General features: G+C 46.9%; 18 protein-coding genes and 5 tRNA genes. 14 read left to right on the top strand and 9 right to left on the bottom strand.

The window, feature by feature from the left end; genetic code table 11:
- Window positions 1-30: 30 nt before the first annotated feature.
- A complete protein-coding gene (locus KJS69_RS21205; RefSeq protein WP_213585786.1) occupies window positions 31-591 on the bottom strand; it encodes an FAD-dependent oxidoreductase in 561 nt (186 codons plus the stop codon).
- A gap of 630 nt (window positions 592-1,221) precedes the next feature.
- Window positions 1,222-4,281 (bottom strand): hybrid sensor histidine kinase/response regulator, encoded by a 3,060-nt coding sequence (locus KJS69_RS21200; RefSeq protein WP_249730642.1) that lies wholly within the window; start codon window positions 4,279-4,281, stop codon window positions 1,222-1,224.
- A 148-nt stretch (window positions 4,282-4,429) separates the two neighbouring features.
- Between KJS69_RS21200 and KJS69_RS21195 the strand changes: the two genes are divergently transcribed.
- Entirely contained in the window at window positions 4,430-4,654 is a 225-nt protein-coding gene (locus tag KJS69_RS21195; RefSeq protein WP_213585785.1) for a hypothetical protein, read from the top strand.
- Window positions 4,655-4,726: 72 nt separating this feature from the next.
- Here the strand turns inward: KJS69_RS21195 and KJS69_RS21190 are convergent, their stop codons facing one another.
- On the bottom strand, window positions 4,727-5,926 hold the full coding sequence (locus tag KJS69_RS21190; protein WP_213585784.1) for a M56 family metallopeptidase: 1,200 nt from the start codon (window positions 5,924-5,926) through the stop codon (window positions 4,727-4,729).
- A complete protein-coding gene (locus KJS69_RS21185) occupies window positions 5,923-6,303 on the bottom strand; it encodes a BlaI/MecI/CopY family transcriptional regulator (protein WP_213585783.1) in 381 nt (126 codons plus the stop codon). Before KJS69_RS21185 ends, KJS69_RS21190 begins: the two co-directional genes overlap by 4 nt.
- A gap of 276 nt (window positions 6,304-6,579) precedes the next feature.
- Between KJS69_RS21185 and KJS69_RS21180 the strand changes: the two genes are divergently transcribed.
- The 5 genes from KJS69_RS21180 to KJS69_RS21160 all read left to right on the top strand — a co-directional run bounded on the left by KJS69_RS21180 (window position 6,580) and on the right by KJS69_RS21160 (window position 12,219).
- The gene (locus tag KJS69_RS21180) at window positions 6,580-7,659 is read left to right on the top strand and encodes an outer membrane lipoprotein-sorting protein (RefSeq protein WP_213585782.1); all 1,080 of its coding nucleotides are present in this window, start codon (window positions 6,580-6,582) and stop codon (window positions 7,657-7,659) included.
- A 164-nt stretch (window positions 7,660-7,823) separates the two neighbouring features.
- The gene (gene alr / locus KJS69_RS21175; RefSeq protein ID WP_213585855.1) at window positions 7,824-8,996 is read left to right on the top strand and encodes an alanine racemase; all 1,173 of its coding nucleotides are present in this window, start codon (window positions 7,824-7,826) and stop codon (window positions 8,994-8,996) included.
- Window positions 8,997-9,171: 175 nt separating this feature from the next.
- Window positions 9,172-9,471 carry a CopG family ribbon-helix-helix protein gene (locus tag KJS69_RS21170; RefSeq protein ID WP_213585781.1) on the top strand — a complete coding sequence of 100 codons (300 nt, stop codon included), beginning with the start codon at window positions 9,172-9,174 and terminating at the stop codon, window positions 9,469-9,471.
- A gap of 3 nt (window positions 9,472-9,474) precedes the next feature.
- Entirely contained in the window at window positions 9,475-9,825 is a 351-nt protein-coding gene (locus KJS69_RS21165; protein WP_213585780.1) for a type II toxin-antitoxin system PemK/MazF family toxin, read from the top strand.
- A gap of 168 nt (window positions 9,826-9,993) precedes the next feature.
- Entirely contained in the window at window positions 9,994-12,219 is a 2,226-nt protein-coding gene (locus KJS69_RS21160; protein WP_213585779.1) for a Tex family protein, read from the top strand.
- A 122-nt stretch (window positions 12,220-12,341) separates the two neighbouring features.
- Here KJS69_RS21160 and cmpA read toward each other — a convergent pair whose 3' ends face one another.
- Entirely contained in the window at window positions 12,342-12,476 is a 135-nt protein-coding gene (cmpA, locus tag KJS69_RS21155) for a cortex morphogenetic protein CmpA (protein ID WP_213585778.1), read from the bottom strand.
- An 80-nt stretch (window positions 12,477-12,556) separates the two neighbouring features.
- Window positions 12,557-12,910: a hydrolase/acyltransferase gene (locus KJS69_RS21150; protein ID WP_213585777.1), complete on the bottom strand. Its 354-nt coding sequence runs from the start codon at window positions 12,908-12,910 to the stop codon at window positions 12,557-12,559.
- 197 nt (window positions 12,911-13,107) lie between these two features.
- Between KJS69_RS21150 and KJS69_RS21145 the strand changes: the two genes are divergently transcribed.
- The 6 genes from KJS69_RS21145 to KJS69_RS21120 all read left to right on the top strand — a co-directional run bounded on the left by KJS69_RS21145 (window position 13,108) and on the right by KJS69_RS21120 (window position 14,982).
- On the top strand, window positions 13,108-13,578 hold the full coding sequence (locus tag KJS69_RS21145; protein ID WP_213585776.1) for a SprT family protein: 471 nt from the start codon (window positions 13,108-13,110) through the stop codon (window positions 13,576-13,578).
- A 151-nt stretch (window positions 13,579-13,729) separates the two neighbouring features.
- Window positions 13,730-13,805: transfer RNA gene (locus KJS69_RS21140), tRNA-Asn, on the top strand.
- A 1-nt stretch (window position 13,806) separates the two neighbouring features.
- Window positions 13,807-13,898, top strand: a tRNA-Ser gene (locus tag KJS69_RS21135).
- 730 nt (window positions 13,899-14,628) lie between these two features.
- Window positions 14,629-14,703 (top strand) — tRNA-Glu (locus KJS69_RS21130).
- A gap of 81 nt (window positions 14,704-14,784) precedes the next feature.
- Window positions 14,785-14,860, top strand: a tRNA-Lys gene (locus KJS69_RS21125).
- 39 nt (window positions 14,861-14,899) lie between these two features.
- A tRNA-Leu gene (locus KJS69_RS21120) sits at window positions 14,900-14,982 on the top strand.
- A 77-nt stretch (window positions 14,983-15,059) separates the two neighbouring features.
- On the opposite strand, the gene KJS69_RS30305 is transcribed toward KJS69_RS21120, so the two are convergent.
- Window positions 15,060-15,257: a site-specific integrase gene (locus KJS69_RS30305; RefSeq protein WP_374706691.1), complete on the bottom strand. Its 198-nt coding sequence runs from the start codon at window positions 15,255-15,257 to the stop codon at window positions 15,060-15,062.
- Window positions 15,258-15,662: 405 nt separating this feature from the next.
- Here KJS69_RS30305 and KJS69_RS21110 point away from each other — a divergent pair, with 405 nt between their 5' ends.
- Entirely contained in the window at window positions 15,663-15,815 is a 153-nt protein-coding gene (locus KJS69_RS21110) for a hypothetical protein (protein ID WP_213585775.1), read from the top strand.
- A 580-nt stretch (window positions 15,816-16,395) separates the two neighbouring features.
- Here KJS69_RS21110 and KJS69_RS21105 read toward each other — a convergent pair.
- Together KJS69_RS21105 and KJS69_RS21100 are read right to left on the bottom strand one after the other, a co-directional pair.
- A complete protein-coding gene (locus KJS69_RS21105; RefSeq protein ID WP_213585774.1) occupies window positions 16,396-16,857 on the bottom strand; it encodes an ImmA/IrrE family metallo-endopeptidase in 462 nt (153 codons plus the stop codon).
- Between the two features lie 4 nt (window positions 16,858-16,861).
- Window positions 16,862-17,206 carry a helix-turn-helix domain-containing protein gene (locus KJS69_RS21100; protein ID WP_213585773.1) on the bottom strand — a complete coding sequence of 115 codons (345 nt, stop codon included), beginning with the start codon at window positions 17,204-17,206 and terminating at the stop codon, window positions 16,862-16,864.
- A gap of 462 nt (window positions 17,207-17,668) precedes the next feature.
- On the opposite strand from KJS69_RS21100, the gene KJS69_RS21095 reads away from it, so the two are divergent.
- Entirely contained in the window at window positions 17,669-18,109 is a 441-nt protein-coding gene (locus tag KJS69_RS21095) for a LuxR C-terminal-related transcriptional regulator (protein ID WP_213585772.1), read from the top strand.
- Window positions 18,110-18,189: the final 80 nt, after the last annotated feature.

The following is an 18,189-nucleotide window of genomic DNA, read 5'->3' as shown; positions in this document are numbered from 1 at the left end:
ATATGTGATTCAAATTTCTCCCCGCCACGCCTATTTAAGAACGTCGTGGTCTACGTATCGCTCTCCATTGATATCACTAATGACATTAATCGCAACCTTGGCTCCGTCTCCTGCAGTGATGATCGTATGTACACTGACTCCCGCACAAGTGCCTGCGGCCCAGATGCCCTCAATGTTCGTTTTTCCGCTTGGGTCCACCTGAACGATTGTTTTTACACGCGGTTCCGTGCCAGGCACCGTCTTGATTCCGATTTTTTCCGCCAGGTCGGTTAAGAAGCCGGTGGCCAGTATGACATGCTTGGCTTGATATGAACCGTTTTCAGAACGAATGGTAAAGCCTTCTTCCGATTTGGCAATTTCGATCGCTTTGTCATGAACATATTCAGCCCCGAATGCTGCAGCTTGCTTGTTACCCACTTCCACCAGATCGGGTCCCTTAATGTCTTCCACACCGTAATGATTTTTGACCCAGGCCCGTCGCGTTACCCCTTGGTCGTTATCGATCACCAGCGTCTTCTTGCCGGCTTTGGCAGCGAATATGGCAGCGCTCGCTCCCGCGGGTCCGGACCCAATAATAGCAATATCATACATATACATTGACTCCTTTCTATTTAAGAACTGAGTATGGTTGTACAATCTAATTTTACCACATAATTCAAATGTTTCTACTTCCTGAGTGAGATCTAATCCTATTTGTCGATAAGAAATAGCTTCTAAACAACTTAAGAAAAACCAGTAGAGGGGAAAGGACCTGCAAACATGCAGGTCTTTGACGAGGTTTTGGCGGAAATTATCGAATGACGTGCAAATGTGCAGGTGGATTTAGCAACTTGGCTCATTTTCCTCTTTTAGCGGGGAATGACGTGTATTTTTGCATGTCTTCTTCGATATTTAGCGGGTTTTCGTAAATGGACATGCAGTAATGCATGTCTTTGATAGATGAAATCTCTTCTTCGCAGCTCTGTCCATTTCGATCAGCTAATTCTCTCCCCTCGCCTCAATCTCTGCCTGAACGAATTAGCCGGGCCTCTATCGCCGGAATTAAACTGAATTCGTCCGGCATTCCTCCCAAACCGCTGCATCGAACGGCAATATTACATACTGGCCGGGGACGTTCATCGTTTCCCGGCCAGTTGCGTCATGAAATGGTACTGTATCCCCCGATTATCTCCTCTTGCTGTTCAGAATAACCCACAGCGATGTGGGTTATTATTCGTTTATTTAATACTTCGTGCCCGCCTTGCTCCCACCCGTTTTCGGAACCGTAAAAGATACTGTAGTGCCTTCGCCAAGCTTGCTTTCGATTTTCAAACCGACGCCATAAAATTGCTTCAATCGCCGATCCGTATTGAGCAGACCGATTCGCGAACGTTTGTCGGGCTTTCTGTCTAATAGCTGCTTGAGCGTCTCAGAATCCATTCCAACACCGTTATCTGCTACGGAAATCTCCACCCATTGCTCCCGTTCCGTAATACGAATGCGGATTTCTCCGCCTTTTGAACGTTTCAATAACCCGTGAATGATCGCATTCTCCACAAGAGGCTGGATGGATAATGGAGGAATGTCTAATTGAATAGGCTCGTCTATTTCCCAGACTACTCGCAGCCTGTCGCCAAAACGTTCCTTCTGGATAAACAGATAGGAACGGATGAGCTGAAGCTCGTGCTCCAACGAGGCTACCCGATCGGAGTTTTGAAAATCGATACTAAGCCGCAAGTAATTGGACAGCTCCTCGATCAGGGCATCCATTCTGTTCGTATCTATTTTGCCTAACGCGGCTATCGCGGTGAATGTATTGATAATAAAATGGGGTCTGACCTGCGCCTGCAGCCACGCTGCTTCCATACGCAGGCGTTCGCTGATCGACCTTTTCAGTCTGGTCAACGATTGAACTCTGGATTTTAGTTCCACCGCATTCATTGGTTTCGTAACATAATCGTTGGCTCCCGCTCGAAATCCGGCTTCGATGTCCTCGTTTCGGCTGCAGGAGGTCAAAAGCAGCACGGGAAGCTCCGAAATGGGAAACCGCTCCCGGATACGGGAGGTCAATTCATAGCCGGACATATTCGGCATCATGACATCGGCAATGACTAGATCCCATTCGCCTGACTCCAGAAGTGACAGCGCTTCTGGACCGCTTGTAGCGGTAACAATCTCATATGGCTCTATGGAGAAGACACTCTCCAGCACTTTTAAGTTCATGGGATCGTCATCTACGGCCAATATTCGAACAGGGTCCGATGGTGATGATTGCTCCACAGCCTCATTAAGCTTATCCCAAGCTTTAGCTGCGGCGATTTGCTTATCTCCAAGCTTCGCAACCGGACTCGGTATAACCTCTGGTTGACTGGAAGAAACGGATACTTCCAGTGTAAACGTGAAAATCGAGCCTTGGTTCAGCTTGGAGCTCACTTCCAGCGTACCGCCATGCAATTCAACCAATAGCTTGCAAATGCTCAGTCCCAGTCCAAATCCACTGCCAGTAGATGGGGTGGAAGCTTGTTCATACGGCTCAAAAATTTTGCTCATAAGCTCATTATCCATGCCGATACCGTTATCGACAACCGAAATTCGTGCCCAATTATCTTCAATAGAAGCATAGACAGATACTTCTCTGGCTTGCGAATATTTGACTGCATTGTGCAGGAGATTAAACAAAATTTGAGTCAATCTGTTTTCATCAGCGATCACCAGCGGGAAGTGGCTTGGAATCCGATTGACCAGCTGTATCGGCTTCCCCTCGGTCATATATCGAAGAATGTCCATGACGGCTTCCGCAACATTATGGACCGATACGCGGACGGGCTGAAGGGAAAGGCGGCTTTCCCTCAACCGTGCCAGATCAAGCAAGTCATCTAACATTAACGACATGCGTCGTCCAACGATGGATAGTAGTTCCAGATCTTGCGCACTTCTCTCCTTGAGCGTACCCTTCTCCCTGTCTGAGACCGATTGCGAAATATTTATAATGCCATGCAGCGGATTTCGCAGCTCATGAGCTACCATGGCCAAAAATTCGTCTTTATGCTTGTCAGCTTTCTGCAATTTGACTGTCAACTGCTGCGACTTGTCCAGTACGCGGAAATATTGTTTGAACCAATACGTGGAAAAACAGATAGTCGCAATCATCAGGTCAAACGGGTAAGAAATCATCTCAATCCGCAGCGCATAAATGATAAACAGCCATATCAGGCTGCCAATTGCAGCAATGACCGCCAGCAGCAAAAAAATGTTGTCCCTATTAATACGTACTGTCGCACGATACATCGCCAGAGGCGCTAATAAGCAAGGAATAAACATCACGATGCTGTAAAACGTCTCCAGCATCAAGTTGGCAGAGGCTGGCAGGAGCAAGATCATCCCTATCGATACTCCACACAGGATTACATACGGTGTGAACAGTTTGAATCTTATGTAATCGGGCAGCTTGTGCTTAATGCACTGCAGCAGAAAGTAGCCTCCGGAGATCATCACAAGATATAAAACCTTTATACTCCATTCAAAATTGAACGGAACCCATGCAAATAACAAACGATCTCCATCCATGAGCGTTCCTAGAATGACACAAAGGATCATCAAAGAGAAGTAGAGTAATCGTCTGTCCCGCTTCCCAACCAAATATAGTATGAAGCCATACAAGGCATGAATCAGGTAAACGACACAAGCGATGAGAACTACACCTGTGGCAAATGTGATGTCCTTGCTAAAGGTGTCTGCCAAGCCGAATTTCAGGGAACGGAAAATACCGCCGTTGTGGGCGTTATCATAGTTTGCAACCTGAATGACGAGCTCAATCACGTTCGTTTTTTCCAATGTAAAATAGGCCATAATAGGAACGTCTAATGGCTTGTATTGCTGTTTATTCTCGGCAGGCTGCCCAGACTGGACCAGCAGGTTCCCGTTGATATATACTTCGGACGAGCTGTGGATGCTTGGAATGCGGATACCGTAATGACTGCCTTTGTCAGGATCGACTAGGATGCGTAATCGATAAGTTCCAAAGCCATACGTGCTTGATCTATCTGTCTGTTCAGAAACGTTCCAGTTGCCCGGAACTTGAATAACGTCTGCTCCGTTCTCGCTAAAAGTAGAATGGGTGTCCTCCGTACTCTGCATCAAAAGAGTATTAGGGAAGAACTGCCACTCCCCGTCCAGTGTAATCGAGTTATCTGCCAGCGGTTCCCAGTTGCGCAAATCCAGTTCACCCTGAAAAGCATGCGGATGATCAGGAACCGTATAAAAATGGAGCCATAAAAAGCGAAAGCCCGTAAGGAGTGCCAAAAATGTTACCGCTATGAAAATGACTCTTTTAGTTGACATCATGATGCCTATATTTCGACAAGTTCCACCACATTTCCTTTTAATTATACAAATAATAATACAAAGTGATACCGAATAACTCCAAGCGGCCGGCACTGGAATTGAAGCGATGGCCGTTTTTTATTTGATAGACTTATCTGAGGATGCTTGGGAGAATGCTATAAAAATAAGGATCGAGGGATTCCATGCTCTCATAAAGATCCTGGAACAAGGAAGGGAAGCGGTCAGAGAAATCCGTGAAGCATCGGATATCCAGCTAAGGCAGATGGAAAAATGGACGGATATGATGCTGGTGGAGCATCAGAAAATGCTCCACCAATGGCAGAATGACTAGTGACACGTCGCGATTTCTAGGTTCGGTCTTCGAGAGACGATAAGTTCAGCTTGCCTTAGAAAGGTCAGATGGTTAATTGATAGCGTTGAGGTATTCTTCCGGCACAGAAATCCCTTTCTCTTGAAGCAGTTTGATCCGCTCCAATATCTCCTCGTAGGTAAGCTCCCGCGGGGGATGGCTTCCTTTCGGTTCCACCGGCTTCAGATTGCCGTCTTTATCGTAAGATTCGATGGTCCCATCCGGATATTGAATGGTAATATTACTAGCCTTGACTGAGGAAGAATCGAACGAGACAGCCGATCCGGCGGCATACGCAGCAATTCCGCCGCTTCCAACCATTGCTATTGTCGCAACAAGAGACAACAAAATAATAGATTTTTTTGGTTTCTTGACATTCATCACGTTTATCAGTCTCCTTTTCATATTCTTTTTAGAATTGCATAAGCTGCTGGTGCAAATAACATTTCTCTGCATAACGCCATACTCCAGCATGGATAAAAGCGTTTCACCGTATAGCCTTCGGCTTTCCCTATCCATTTCCTGAACGACTTGTTCATCACAGGAAAGCTCACAAAGCGTATTCATCTGTTTGTTGAGCGAATAAGCTGCCGGATTAAACCAGTGAACCGAATTGGCCATGAGTACCATTAACTTTACTAGCAGGTCGCCGCGTTTTAAATGAATGACCTCGTGAGAGATAATCATGGCAAGCTCTTTCTCGCCGAATGGAGTATCCGGCAGGATAACCACCGGTCTCCATAACCCCATTAGCATGGGTGTCGTTGCATGGGCACTTATGATTACTTTGACGGGGCATGGCACCGTATCACATACTCGGCTTTTTTGTAGAATAGAACGTTTGAATGCCCGATACTTTATTACATTCACAGCAAGAAAAACGATGGCTCCAACTGCCCAAATCAGAAGGGCGAATAGAACTATATCTTTTACCTTTTCAAGCCGCAGCAGATGGATAAATAGCTGATGCATATGCGACAAACTATTTGCCGTTTGCTCCAATGGCAGAACATGTACATCTTGCCCGGGAGTTGGACTTGTGCCTGTATCAGGTAACATAGACTGTACAAACGGAATAAGTCTGTTTAAGATTTCTGCACCGCCAAGAAGAAAAAATACAGGGATTAAGCCAGTGTAATAGTGCCACGTCTGTGAAAATAATTTTTGCGTGAATGGTTTGATACTATTTTGCACAATCCAAATAAATGTTCCTATTAATGACGCAATGATGAGAGACAGAAATAAATCCATCATTTCTCACCCTCCTTGCGCGCAAACCACTCTTTTAACTCCGCTATGTCGTTTGGACCGAGTTCCTCATCATCAACGAGAGAAGCTATAAAATTTTTGACTTCCCCATTGTATAAGCGACTTAAAAATGTTTTGGTTTCGTACTTCTTGTACTCGTTAAATGTCAACGCAGGATCGTAAAAATTCACCTTGCCGATCATGGATTTGGTCAAAAACCCTTTTTCAATCAGCCGTTTCAGTATGGTCGATAAAGTTGAAGTTTTCCAGTCTTTGCTTTCGAATAGCTCCAGAAGCTGTGCAACCGTTACAGGAGCAGCTAATTCCCATATCACCTCCATGACTTCCATTTCGGTTTCAGATAACCTTCCTAATTGTTTCATCGTGTGCGCACCACCTGTTTTACTACTGCGACAACTTGTCGTATATCTAAAATACGACAAGTTGTCGCAGATGTCAATATCCATTGTGGAACATTTTCAATTGAAATTAAAAAAGTTTTGAAGGAATTTTTATTTCATACTTTTTCGTTCAAGCCCCTGCTCGTCAAACTAGTCCGAATAAATGGCCAAGTATCTACATAGACATGTATCAGTGAAATCGCAAAGGCTTGCGAAAGCCGGGATGGTTAACAAACCTTGGAGGAGAGGGATGATGGGATGCGACGGGTCACATGGATGGCGGCTATCGTATTAGGTATTGCGGTTATATTATCCGGATGCGGCGCTAAGGATGCGGGTACCGTAGTCAAAGAGCTGGACGAAGTTATTGCGAAGATGGAGAGCTATCAGGGAGTTGGCCGGATGACGCTGCATACGGGGCAAGAGCCGCAGGAATATCAGGTAGAAGTATGGTTCAAGAAGCCCCATTATTATCGAATTGCCTTGACGAATGACAAGAAAGACATTACCCAGATTGTACTGCGCAACGATGAAGGGGTATATGTGCTGACTCCTCATTTGAATAAAAGCTTCCGCTTCCAGAGCAACTGGCCGGACAATCAGGGGCAGGTTTATTTGTTCCAGTCTATTGCAGAAAGCATCCAGATGGATAAAGAACGTCAACTGACGACAGAGGACAATGCCTATGTTTTTGATGTGTCGGCCAACTATCAGAATGCGTCCTTGGTTCGTCAAAAGGTATGGCTGGACAAAAAAACGCTGGGGCCGCAAAACATAGAAGTTTCGGATGCCAGCAACAATGTCATGGTTTCTATGGAGTTCACCCACTTTGAATTCAATAAAGAATTTGACAAGGACTCTTTTGACATGCAGAGGAATATGACGGCTTCCCTGCTGCCGACAACTCCGACGATGCTTCAAGGAGAGGGGCAGCAAGCAGCAGAGGACGGCCAACAAGCCCGGGCCGAAGGAGAGGAAGCTTCTATTAATACGAAGCAGCAGACCTTGGTATTCATCGATCCGGCTTATCTTCCGGAAGGGGTCACCCAATCGGAGGTGACGGAGGTTAAGCTTGGCGATGGGAAGGGGCTGCTGCAAAGATACACAGGAACTTACAACTACACGTTACTGCAATCCAGACCGGTAGATCGGGCGGTCTCGGTGCTGCCTACGGAGATAGTGGACCTGGGGTATACATTAGCGGTGCTGACCGGGGAGGATCAGAAAACGTTAGTGTGGACTTACGACGGAGTGGAATTCCGTCTTTCCTCCGGCGATCTTCCTGTGGAAGAGATGGCGGCCATCGCCCAATCTGTCCAGGGGCAATCGTTAAAATAGAGCCCAGCGATTCATTGACAGCTTATAGAGAAGCGTTTAACATTAAAATAAACTATTAACATGAACTTTTTAGACAATGTAGCCGGTATCCCGAAGGGGGGTTGCTTAAGGAAGCGGAAAGCTTCTATAAGGACCCCTCTTACGTTGTGAAGTAGGTGAAGAGCTTGGACTCGTTCTATCGTCCAACATGGATAGAGATTTCGTTGGATGCGTTCCGACACAATTTACGGGCATTTCGCCATCTGCTTGATCCGTCTATTGAGATGATGGCGGTCATTAAAGCAGATGCCTACGGCCACGGGGCCATAGAAATAGCCAAGGAAGCGTTGGCTTGCGGAGCTAAATATTTGGCCGTTGCTTTTTTGGACGAAGCGCTGGAGCTGAGACGGGCGAACATTAAGGCGCCTATTCTTATTTTGGGGCATACGCCCATACAGGGATTAGCTCACGCGCTGGCGAGCGATATTACGGTGAATGTGTATAATGAAGAAATGCTGTGTGCTTTGGCAGAACAGGCAAGCGTGGAACATCCGGTCAAAATTCATATTAAGATCGATACCGGGATGGGGAGGCTAGGCCTCCATCAAGAACAGCAGGCGATTGCTTTGATCGAGCAAGCCATCGGTACCCCCGGAGTGATTGTAGAAGGCTTGTTCACCCACTACGCTTGTGCAGACGAAGAAGATAAAACCTATACTTTCAAACAGCATCGCCGATTTGATAAAATTGTCCGATATTTTGCCGACAAAGGAATCCGATTTCCGTATGTCCATGCCGGGAACAGCGCAGCAGCCATTGATCTGCCGGAACTGACCTATAATATGGTGCGCTTAGGAATCGCCATGTACGGGATCTACCCTTCGGCGGAGGTGAACCGGCAGAAAATTAACCTCCAGCCGGTAATGAGTCTCAAGACGAGGATCGTCATGGTCAAATCCATGCCCGCTGATGAAGGCATCAGCTATGGCGCGGTGTACAGGACCCAACAGGATGGCGAACGAATCGCTACACTGCCGGTAGGTTATGCAGACGGGTACTCCCGTATGCTGACCGGCAAGGCCAGAGTGCTGGTGAATGGGCAGAGCGCTCCTGTCGTTGGGACGATTTGCATGGATCAATGTATGATAAATGTGACGCATTTGCCCCAAGCCAGTTACGGGGATGAAGTAGTACTTTATGGAAATCAGCAGGGAGCCACCCTCCCGGTGGAGGAGATAGCAGAAGCCTTGGGGACGATTCCCTATGAAATTGTCTGCATGATTTCACATCGGGTTCCTAAAGTTTACGTAAGTAATGGCAAGGTTCTTCATGCGATTAATCAATTGCAGCATCACTAGGCATTTTCCTGCGGAATGAAATGGACGTTTATAATGATGGCTAGTTTGTAATCAGGAGCTGTGAAACTCGCCACGATCTGCATCATTTGTATGGCATAATTGATATACTATAGGCATATATTTTTTCTTGTATTAAATTGCTTGAAATCCGCTATAATGGTAATATTGGTTGTGAATGTTTGGGGGTGCTAGTTCTGTGTCCAGTGTGAACACGAAGAGGATTATGATTAGCTTGCCGGATCAGTTGCTGCGGGAAGTGGACGGAATTGTTGAATTGGAGAAATCCAATCGGAGCGAGCTGATCCGTCAGGCGATGAAGCTCTATTTAATGGAGCGCAAAAAAAGGTATTTGCGTGAATCGATGCAGCGCGGGTATATGGAAATGGCTAAAATTAATCTCAACATTGCTTCGGAAGCCTTTCAAGCAGAGGAAGATGCAGGAAGCACATTAGACCGCTTAGTTAGCGGGGTGTAGACGTTGATAGTAAAACGTGGCGATGTTTTTTTTGCGGAGCTCTCTCCTGTCGTAGGATCAGAGCAGGGCGGGGTTCGTCCGGTTCTTGTCATTCAGAACGATATCGGGAATCGGTTCAGTCCTACCGTTATTATCGCGGCTATTACGGCCCAAATCCAGAAGGCGAAATTGCCTACTCACGTCGAAATTGATGCCAAGACTCATGGGTTTGACCGGGATTCGGTTATTTTGTTAGAGCAAATCCGGACGATTGACAAGCAAAGGTTAACCGACAAAATTACTCATTTGGACGACGAAACCATGCGCAAGGTGAATGACGCTTTGCAGATCAGTGTCGGATTAATTGACTTTTAAATGAAAACAACCGGGAACGGCACAGCGAAGCGGGGGAACTGGGAAACCCCCGTTTTTTGTGGCAATGGACCGGAAAACGGCGATTCGAGGCCCCTTAAGGACAAGGGTGTGAATCCGCATTCATGGCAGCGAATCCAGCAACAAACGGGTAAAGGATGGATGTAACGGATGGCAAACATAGAGGAACAAACCGTCGCCGTCGAAGTGACGGAGGAGCAGAAAGCCCAGACGCGGGAGAGGATATTAAAGCAAATCGCCGGGGAATTGCAGCTTCCTCCGGGCAAAGTCAAGACGACGGTCGAGCTGATGGATGAAGGGAACACAATCCCTTTTATTGCTCGCTACCGGAAAGAGATGACTGGAGAGCTGGACGAAAATATGCTGCGCAGCATAGAGGAGCGGCTGCAGTATCTTAGAAGCCTGGAGGACCGCAAGCTGGAAGTAATCCGTCTGATTGCCGAGCAGGGCAAGCTGACCGCAGAGCTCAGGCAGGGCATTGAGAAATCGACCAAGCTTCAGGAGGTCGAGGATCTCTACCGTCCTTATCGCCAGAAGCGAAAAACAAGGGCGAGCGTAGCCAAGGAAAGAGGGCTCGAGCCGCTAGCCGAGTGGATCCTGCAGCAGCCGAAGCAAGGGAATGTATTGGAAGAGGCGGGGAAATATACGGACCCCGGGAAAGAGGTACATACGCCCGAGGAAGCATTGCAAGGGGCGATGGACATCATTGCCGAGCAGATGGCGGATGATCCGAAGATTCGCGCTTGGGTAAGGAAGTTCGTCTGGGACGAGGGAACTGTAGCGACGAAGGCCAAGGATGCGGAGCAGGAATCGGTTTACGAAATGTACTACGATTATGAGGAGCCGGTTCGCAAGCTTCCTCCGCACAGGACTCTGGCGATCAACCGTGGAGAACGGGAAGGAATACTAAAGGTTGCTATTGAAGCTCCATCGCCTAAAGTTCATGAGTTTATGTCCAGACAATATATTAAGCATTGGGGTTCTATTGTTGCCGATACGCTTACCGCAGTGGTCGAAGATGCCTACAAGCGGCTGATCGCTCCCGCAGTAGAAAGGGAGATTCGCAATTTGTTAACGGAACAGGCGGAGGAGCATGCGATTCAGATTTTTGCCGAAAACTTGCGGAATTTGCTGCTGCAGCCTCCGGTGAGAGGGAAGGTGGTGCTGGGCGTAGACCCGGCTTATCGGACAGGCTGTAAGCTGGCTGTCGTGGACGAAACCGGCAAAGTACTGGACATCGCGGTGACTTATCCTACTCCGCCGCGTAATCAGATTGAGGAAGCGCGAGCTATTTTTCAACGGCTGATTGACAAGCACAAGGTGGGGCTTATCGTTATTGGCAACGGTACGGCTTCCCGGGAGACGGAGCAGTTCGTAGCCGATCTGATCCAGCATATCCAAGCCCGATCATTGGAATATATCATCGTGAGCGAGGCCGGGGCGAGTGTCTATTCTGCCTCCAAGCTGGCGCAGACCGAGTTTCCCGAGCTGGATGTCGCCGAGCGGAGCGCGATTTCCATCGCCCGCCGGATGCAGGATCCTTTGGCCGAGCTGGTAAAGATTGATCCTAAATCGATCGGAGTCGGTCAATATCAGCATGATGTAATGCAAAAAAGGCTGGAGGAAAGCTTGTCGGCCGTTGTCGAATCAGCGGTTAACCATGTAGGCGTCGACTTGAATACAGCCTCTCCGTCGTTATTGTCCTATGTAGCGGGCGTCAACGGAACGATTGCGAAAAATATCGTCAAATTCCGGGAGGAGAACGGGAAGTTTACGAACCGGAAGCAGCTGCAAAAAGTGCCGAGACTTGGGGCAAAAACATTTGAGCAGTGCGTCGGATTTTTGCGGATAAGCGACGGGGAGAACCCGCTCGACCAGACTCCGATCCACCCGGAATCTTATGAGGTGGTCGACCAATTATTCCGCGAGCTGCGCCTGGAGCTGAGTGCATTAGGCGAGCAGGAGCTGAAGGATAAGCTGACTTCATTGGAGCCGGAAGAGATCGCTCCGAAGCTGGGAGTGGGCGTTCCGACACTGCGAGATATCCTGGACAGCCTCCAGAGACCGGGCAGAGACCCGCGGGAAGAGCTGCCGCCTCCGATTTTCAGGACAGACGTGCTCCAACTGGAGGATCTGGTTCCGGGAATGGAACTGCAGGGCTCTGTCCGGAACGTCATCGATTTCGGGGCCTTCGTCGACATCGGGGTCAAAAACGACGGTCTGGTGCATATATCGCAACTAAGCGACCGGTACGTCAAGCATCCGATGGATGTCGTCTCCGTCGGGGATACGGTAACCGTGTGGGTTCTTAACGTAGACGCGAATAAAGGGCGAATCAGTCTGACGATGAAAAATCCGAACAAACAGGACAAGTAGATCAGCGAGCCCAAAAAGCACCTGAGCCAAGCAAAGGAGCCGTCTGGAAATAAATTTCCTGACGGCTCCTTATTTGCGTCTATCTATGGAATGAATCAGCTTTTGACAAATGTATGATGGGCTTACCCTTGAGATTGCTCATTGGCCTGGCTTTGCTTGGTCCGGTAAAAGAACCAGCAATCGTTAAGTAATTTCACTTGCTTGCGGTTTTTGCTGTAAAAGGCCCTCATTAATTGTAGGCATAGCCATTGCGGCATGCATCCCGCCCCTTCCTGCTGAAATCGCCTCTTTATTTACCCTATGGGCAAATTCGCGATTTTGTGCAGGTCCATGAGCATTATTGTTCCTCATCCTCTTCGTACCATTGTTCCAATTGAGCTTGTAACGCCCGAATTTCGGTTAGAAGCGAAATAAGCGGATAGGAGGATTCCTCAATTCTGGCAAACGTGCTTTCCAGAAGGTTAATATAGTCTAGTCCTCCGGTTATTGAGTATTGCTCGTCTACCAATTCCAAATCGTCGCATTCCGCAATCAAATAAGGAAGCTGCGGAACATTCCCTGCCGTCAGCTTGTCCAGTTCTTTATGAAGTCTGCGATTTAGTGCGGTCAACTGGTACATATGGGTGGATGGCATCTCCACAAATTCCAGGCTCTCCCCCAGTTTGAGCATTCCGTATCTCATTTTGGCCATTTGGTCCGTTGTCCCTTCTTTCCTATCGCTAGCTCGTACGAACGGACAGCCTGAAGAGGCTCCGTCCTGCGCTGCAAATGGTTTACTACTTGACAGTGTACTTAAGATACGGTACAAATTCAAGAGAATATCCGTAAACGCAACGTCAGCACCGCAATGTCAGCTGCGCTGCAGCAGGAACTAAGGAGAGACGGGCCATGACCAACGAGGAACTGCAGCAATGGGTCGAGCAAATATCGTTAAATTCGTTCGGAAGACCTTTCCTTCACCGGGCCAGCTTCAATACCAGGCTCCGCTCAACCGGCGGCAGATATTTTATGAAAACCCACCATATTGAGATCAGCCAGATGCACTATGATACATTTGGAACGGAGGAAGTCGAGAAAATCATCAAACACGAGCTCTGTCATTATCATTTGCATCTTCAGCGCAAAGGATACAAGCATCGGGATGCTGATTTTAAACGGCTGCTGCAGGAAGTAGGCGGCTCCCGGTTTTGTCAGCCCTTGCCAGGGAAGCGGAGGGAGGAGCCGTACCGCTATCGGCTTGTTTGCGGTTCTTGCGGGATGGAGTACCCGCGCAAGCGCAAGACCGATCCTCGTAAATACGTCTGCGGAAAATGCAGAGGAAAGCTGCGCCTGTTTGCTTTGAATATAGAAGGGAAATAAAGGCAAACTAATGGAAGAGGTCTTAAAATGTTCGTCCCCCTGTTACGATGGGGAAAAGTTTTTTCAGGGGTGAATTTCTAGCTAATGAATTCCGTCGGATGACTTGACTAAAGGAGCGTTTGATGGTAAATTTAAAGATGTCGCTTTACATTCCCTGATAGCTCAGTTGGTAGAGCACTCGGCTGTTAACCGAGTTGTCACAGGTTCGAGTCCTGTTCGGGGAGCCATGGAGAGATACCCAAGTGGCTATAAGGGGACCCTCTGCTAAGGGGTTAGACTGCGTAAGCGGTGCGAGGGTTCGAATCCCTCTCTCTCCGCCATACATAAGCGAACGAAAGACCGCGTGATGCGGTCTTTTTTGATGTTATTGAATGTATAACTTTTAGAGGCGAGATCAGGCCTTGTCCTCATTAGGATTAGTCTGCCTCCTTCTGGAAGAGAGGCTCAGTAGACTCGATTGGTCTTAAAAGGAGGAGCTCAGGTCCTTTCAAAAGTTATGAAGCAATGCAAAAGTACAGTCGATGGATGATTGTTGATCTCCTTTCGGAAGATCTACTGCAAAAATACAGTAGATTCGGCTTTGGAGGTCTAAAAATGGCTGATTGTCAAGAAATGTACTGTATAATTGCATTCGATGATCGAAAAAACGGCGATTTCGGCCCGAAGTACTGTATAATTGCAGTCGATTGTCCGGCGACCCTCGCCAATAAAAGCAACTTTCTGCTTCACCATGTTAGTGGACGTATTGGAAGTAACTCGTTCAACCAAACCATCCTAATTTTCATGTTGGGTTTGCGATTGATGAATCATGATAAGTTGAGAAGCATCTGCTACTTTGCTAAATAATAATCATGCATTACGTGCACTCTCCCGCGCGCGTTGCAACGCTGACACGGGAAGGGTCAGACCAGACTCATGTGTTCCTGTTTTTACCGGAAAATAGGGAGCCGATGGAAAAATAAATTATTCGAAAATAATGCTTGTCAAGGGCATCAATATCCGCTATAATAACACTTGTCGCTTTAAAGATTGTCCTGATAATAACACTGTGGCCCGTTGGTCAAGCGGTTAAGACACCGCCCTTTCACGGCGGTAACACGGGTTCGAATCCCGTACGGGTCACCAATGAATCTTCATCGCAGATGGGGAATAGTTTGTCGATAACCTGGCGCTTTACACTGGGCTGACGAACAGACAACAGGATAGGAGCCATTAGCTCAGTCGGTAGAGCACCTGACTTTTAATCAGGGTGTCGGAGGTTCGAGTCCTCCATGGCTCACCATTGCTTTTACCTTGAAAGCCATGGTATAATATTTATTATGCGGTCGTGGTGGAATGGCAGACACGCTATCTTGAGGGGGTAGTGGGCGAACGCCCGTGGAGGTTCGAGTCCTCTCGACCGCATTACGGAAAAGTCCTTGTATATCAAGGGCTTTTTGCTTTTTTAGGGAGAAAGTCCAGATGGGTACGGATGTTCTATATTAGGCTTTGGGGACAGATTGGGGACGAAATTTCTGAGGAGAAAATTTATCGAATTTCTCAGCAGTCTCCCGGCTGCCCTTTTTTGTTGTGTGCGCATAGATGTCCGCGGTTGTCTGGTGCTTGGTGTGTCCGAGCCTTTTTGTAGCCTTCATCGACGCGCCGGCTTCGATCAACAGTGTGGCGCTGGAATGCTGCAGATCGTGAAAGCGATCTTTTTTGAGATCATGTCGTTCAACAAACTTTCCCCGCCATTCGGAAGGGTAGGTATGATAGAAAGCTTTCCCTAATCCGGCGTGAAATACAAACTGTCTTTTGCCTCCAAGCCATTTGTCCCCTGATTTAAAATGTGGAGCGTGAGATAATATTCCCGGTCTGTCCTTGAGGGATATTAAGCGCCCGGGAAATGGCTAATGGCCCCTTCTGGGTGCGGACCTGCTCCAGGACATCGGCCTCAATCTATCGGATCTTTATTGGGCTGGATGCCAGGCTAGGCATCGTTGATCCCCCCGATTTTTTGTCAATCTGGTACAACTTATTTCTTTGGATATTTTTCATAAAACTGCCAATGCTATTTGTAATTGAATTGTGAAGGAGTCTAAAAGATGACCGATAAGCCGAAACAAGATGACGACAAAGAATTTTATGAAGGTGTAGCGAAAGCTGCTGACTTTGTTAATAAGCGACTTCGTGGAACCATCGCACCTGGCGGATTAAATTCGGTTGAGAAAGATGAAGATGATAAAGGGAAGAAATAACCTTCCCTTTATTTCTTATTCCCTCCTAAAAACTAATCTCCATGTCGCTCTGGCCAGATACCTGACGAATAATTATCATCACCAAGAAAAATGCTTAATCATATCGATAAGCGTCGAATACGTGGCTAACGGGAAGACTATCGAAAGACGGATCACTTTAACATCGGACGACGACGTGAGGCAAATAATAACGACATTTGGCATGCAGGAAACACACCACAAACCCGTCTTAACAATGGAGTCTATGAGGTCTTGATTGGAGGGAGTAGGACACCCGGAGGGTTTGAAAAAATGAAATATTATGCTCAATATGACGATCAAGGGAAATCTTTACCATAAGTCAGATAGCCTGTGACATGATAAAAATTGGACGAATATAATCCGGACCTGCTAGGGGACACCTTCGACGCCGAAACCGGAGAGTTTAGCGGGCTATGAGGGGTAGTGGGCTAACGCCCGTGGAGGTTCGAGTCCTCTCGACCGCATTACGGAAAAGTCCTTGTATATCAAGGGCTTTTTGCTTTCGTTCCATTCGGGGGGGGGGCGCCTGAACAGCCTGGTGGCCGGAAAGCGCACCGTGCTATTCGAGGAACTCCAAAACGCCCAATGGCTCGAAAATAATCGTGTACTTGCCTACCGTGGTGCTAATTCCAAATTTTTCTTGATAGCGCTTTAGACTGGCGTCAAGAAAATCCTCCGTCACTCCTAAATAATCAGCAAGCTCGTACCGGTTACGGATGCCTGTCCGATGGGCAACAATAAAAGCAGACAGAGGAACAAGTCTTTCATAAGCCCATGAACGCGCCCGCTTCTCTTGTTTACGATTTTCTACCGTTCTTTGATCTAGTATGTTACCGCTAGATGTGTGATAATGGCCGAGTTCTTCAGCAAGGATACAGCTTTTTTCGATGCTGGTTTGAATATTTCTATTGATGCAAATGTTATTATCCGCATAGAGTCCTTTGGTTTTGGGGCTCATTGGCTTCTCGTAGATGGCAACTCCCAGTTGATCGGCCTCCCTTACTATCGCCTCATATTTCACGGCTTCACCTCGTTTGTTTTCGTTTGGAGAGAACAAACCTTTTGAATTCTTCGATTTCTTTTAACTCTTCCTCTGTCCAATCGTCACCATCATGATGAGCGGCGATGGTCTCTATTTCATCACTTCCCGACTGGTTAATACGCCCAAGAAGATAATCAGAGGTTGTATTCATAATTTCGGCCAAATTCTTCAATACATTCCCCGGGGGAATCACTCTTCCTGATTCGTAGTTGGCCACGTTTGTTCGCTTCATCCCCAACATTTCCGCCAGTTTTTCCTGCGACATTCTGCACTCTTCTCTTTTGGCTTTGATTCGTTGGCCCATTAGTTTCTTTTCATCCTCATTCATAGCACAAATACCACCTTTTAACAAAAGTCATTAATAATGACGTAAATTAGATTGACGATCTTTTAAATGACTGTTATGATAATTATGTCATTTAAAAGCACAAATCAAGGAGGTGAATCGAGTTCAATTTTGCTAAATATTAAAGGGAATCTAAGTGTTGTGAGGCATTGTTCTACTGAACTATTCCCTGATTCTTGCAGATGTGAAGGGAGTTTGTCTAAGGGAGTTTTTATAGTCATTATTATAAACTGTCATTTTAAATTGCGCAAGTTAAAATGACTTATGGCTATTACGTTGAAATTTTCTAATATGGGTTGGATGGAATAAGATCGGTAAATCCGCCTGGAAGACCTGGCAATGCTGTAAGGAGGTTTTAATAGATTCAGATAGTGAGACTAGAAAGGTCATTCTACGCAAAAAGAAGAGGCGGAGAGAAGCGACAAAGATAAGGAGGGATGACTGATGGAAGATATATCACAACTAATTAAGGATTATCACTGGATGATGAATTCGATTAAATTGTACTCTTCCATGCCGAGTGCGGCGGGAGAAGGACGAGCGGCCCAATTCAATAGGGGAGCAGCGCCGCGGAAAACACAGGAAGTTCAACATGACCCCATTCATCAAGAGACGATTCGCCGAGATAGACGGTACAAAAAGATTGCTCAATATGAAGAAAAAGTACATTTTATTCAAGAGCGGATGACAGCCATTGATGATGATCGCGAGATGGAAGTTCTTCATTGGATTATAGAAGGGAAATCCTATCGGTGGATTGCCGCGCATATGGGGTTGTCCCATTCTCATGTAGCCCGGATTAAAGACTCTGCGGTGGAAAAAATGAGAACATACATTCCGAAAGTTACAAAAGGAACAAATTTCCATCCCCCGAAATCTTTGTGATAACATGTCCGTAAGAACGAAAGAGGCGACATTTTTATCCAAGACGTCTTTTTTATTCTAAAAAAATTTTGAAAGGAAGA

The sequence above is a fragment of the Paenibacillus sp. J2TS4 genome (genome assembly GCF_018403245.1).
Lineage (GTDB): Bacteria > Bacillota > Bacilli > Paenibacillales > NBRC-103111 > Paenibacillus_L.
This window is presented reverse-complemented; position numbering and strand designations above follow the sequence as displayed.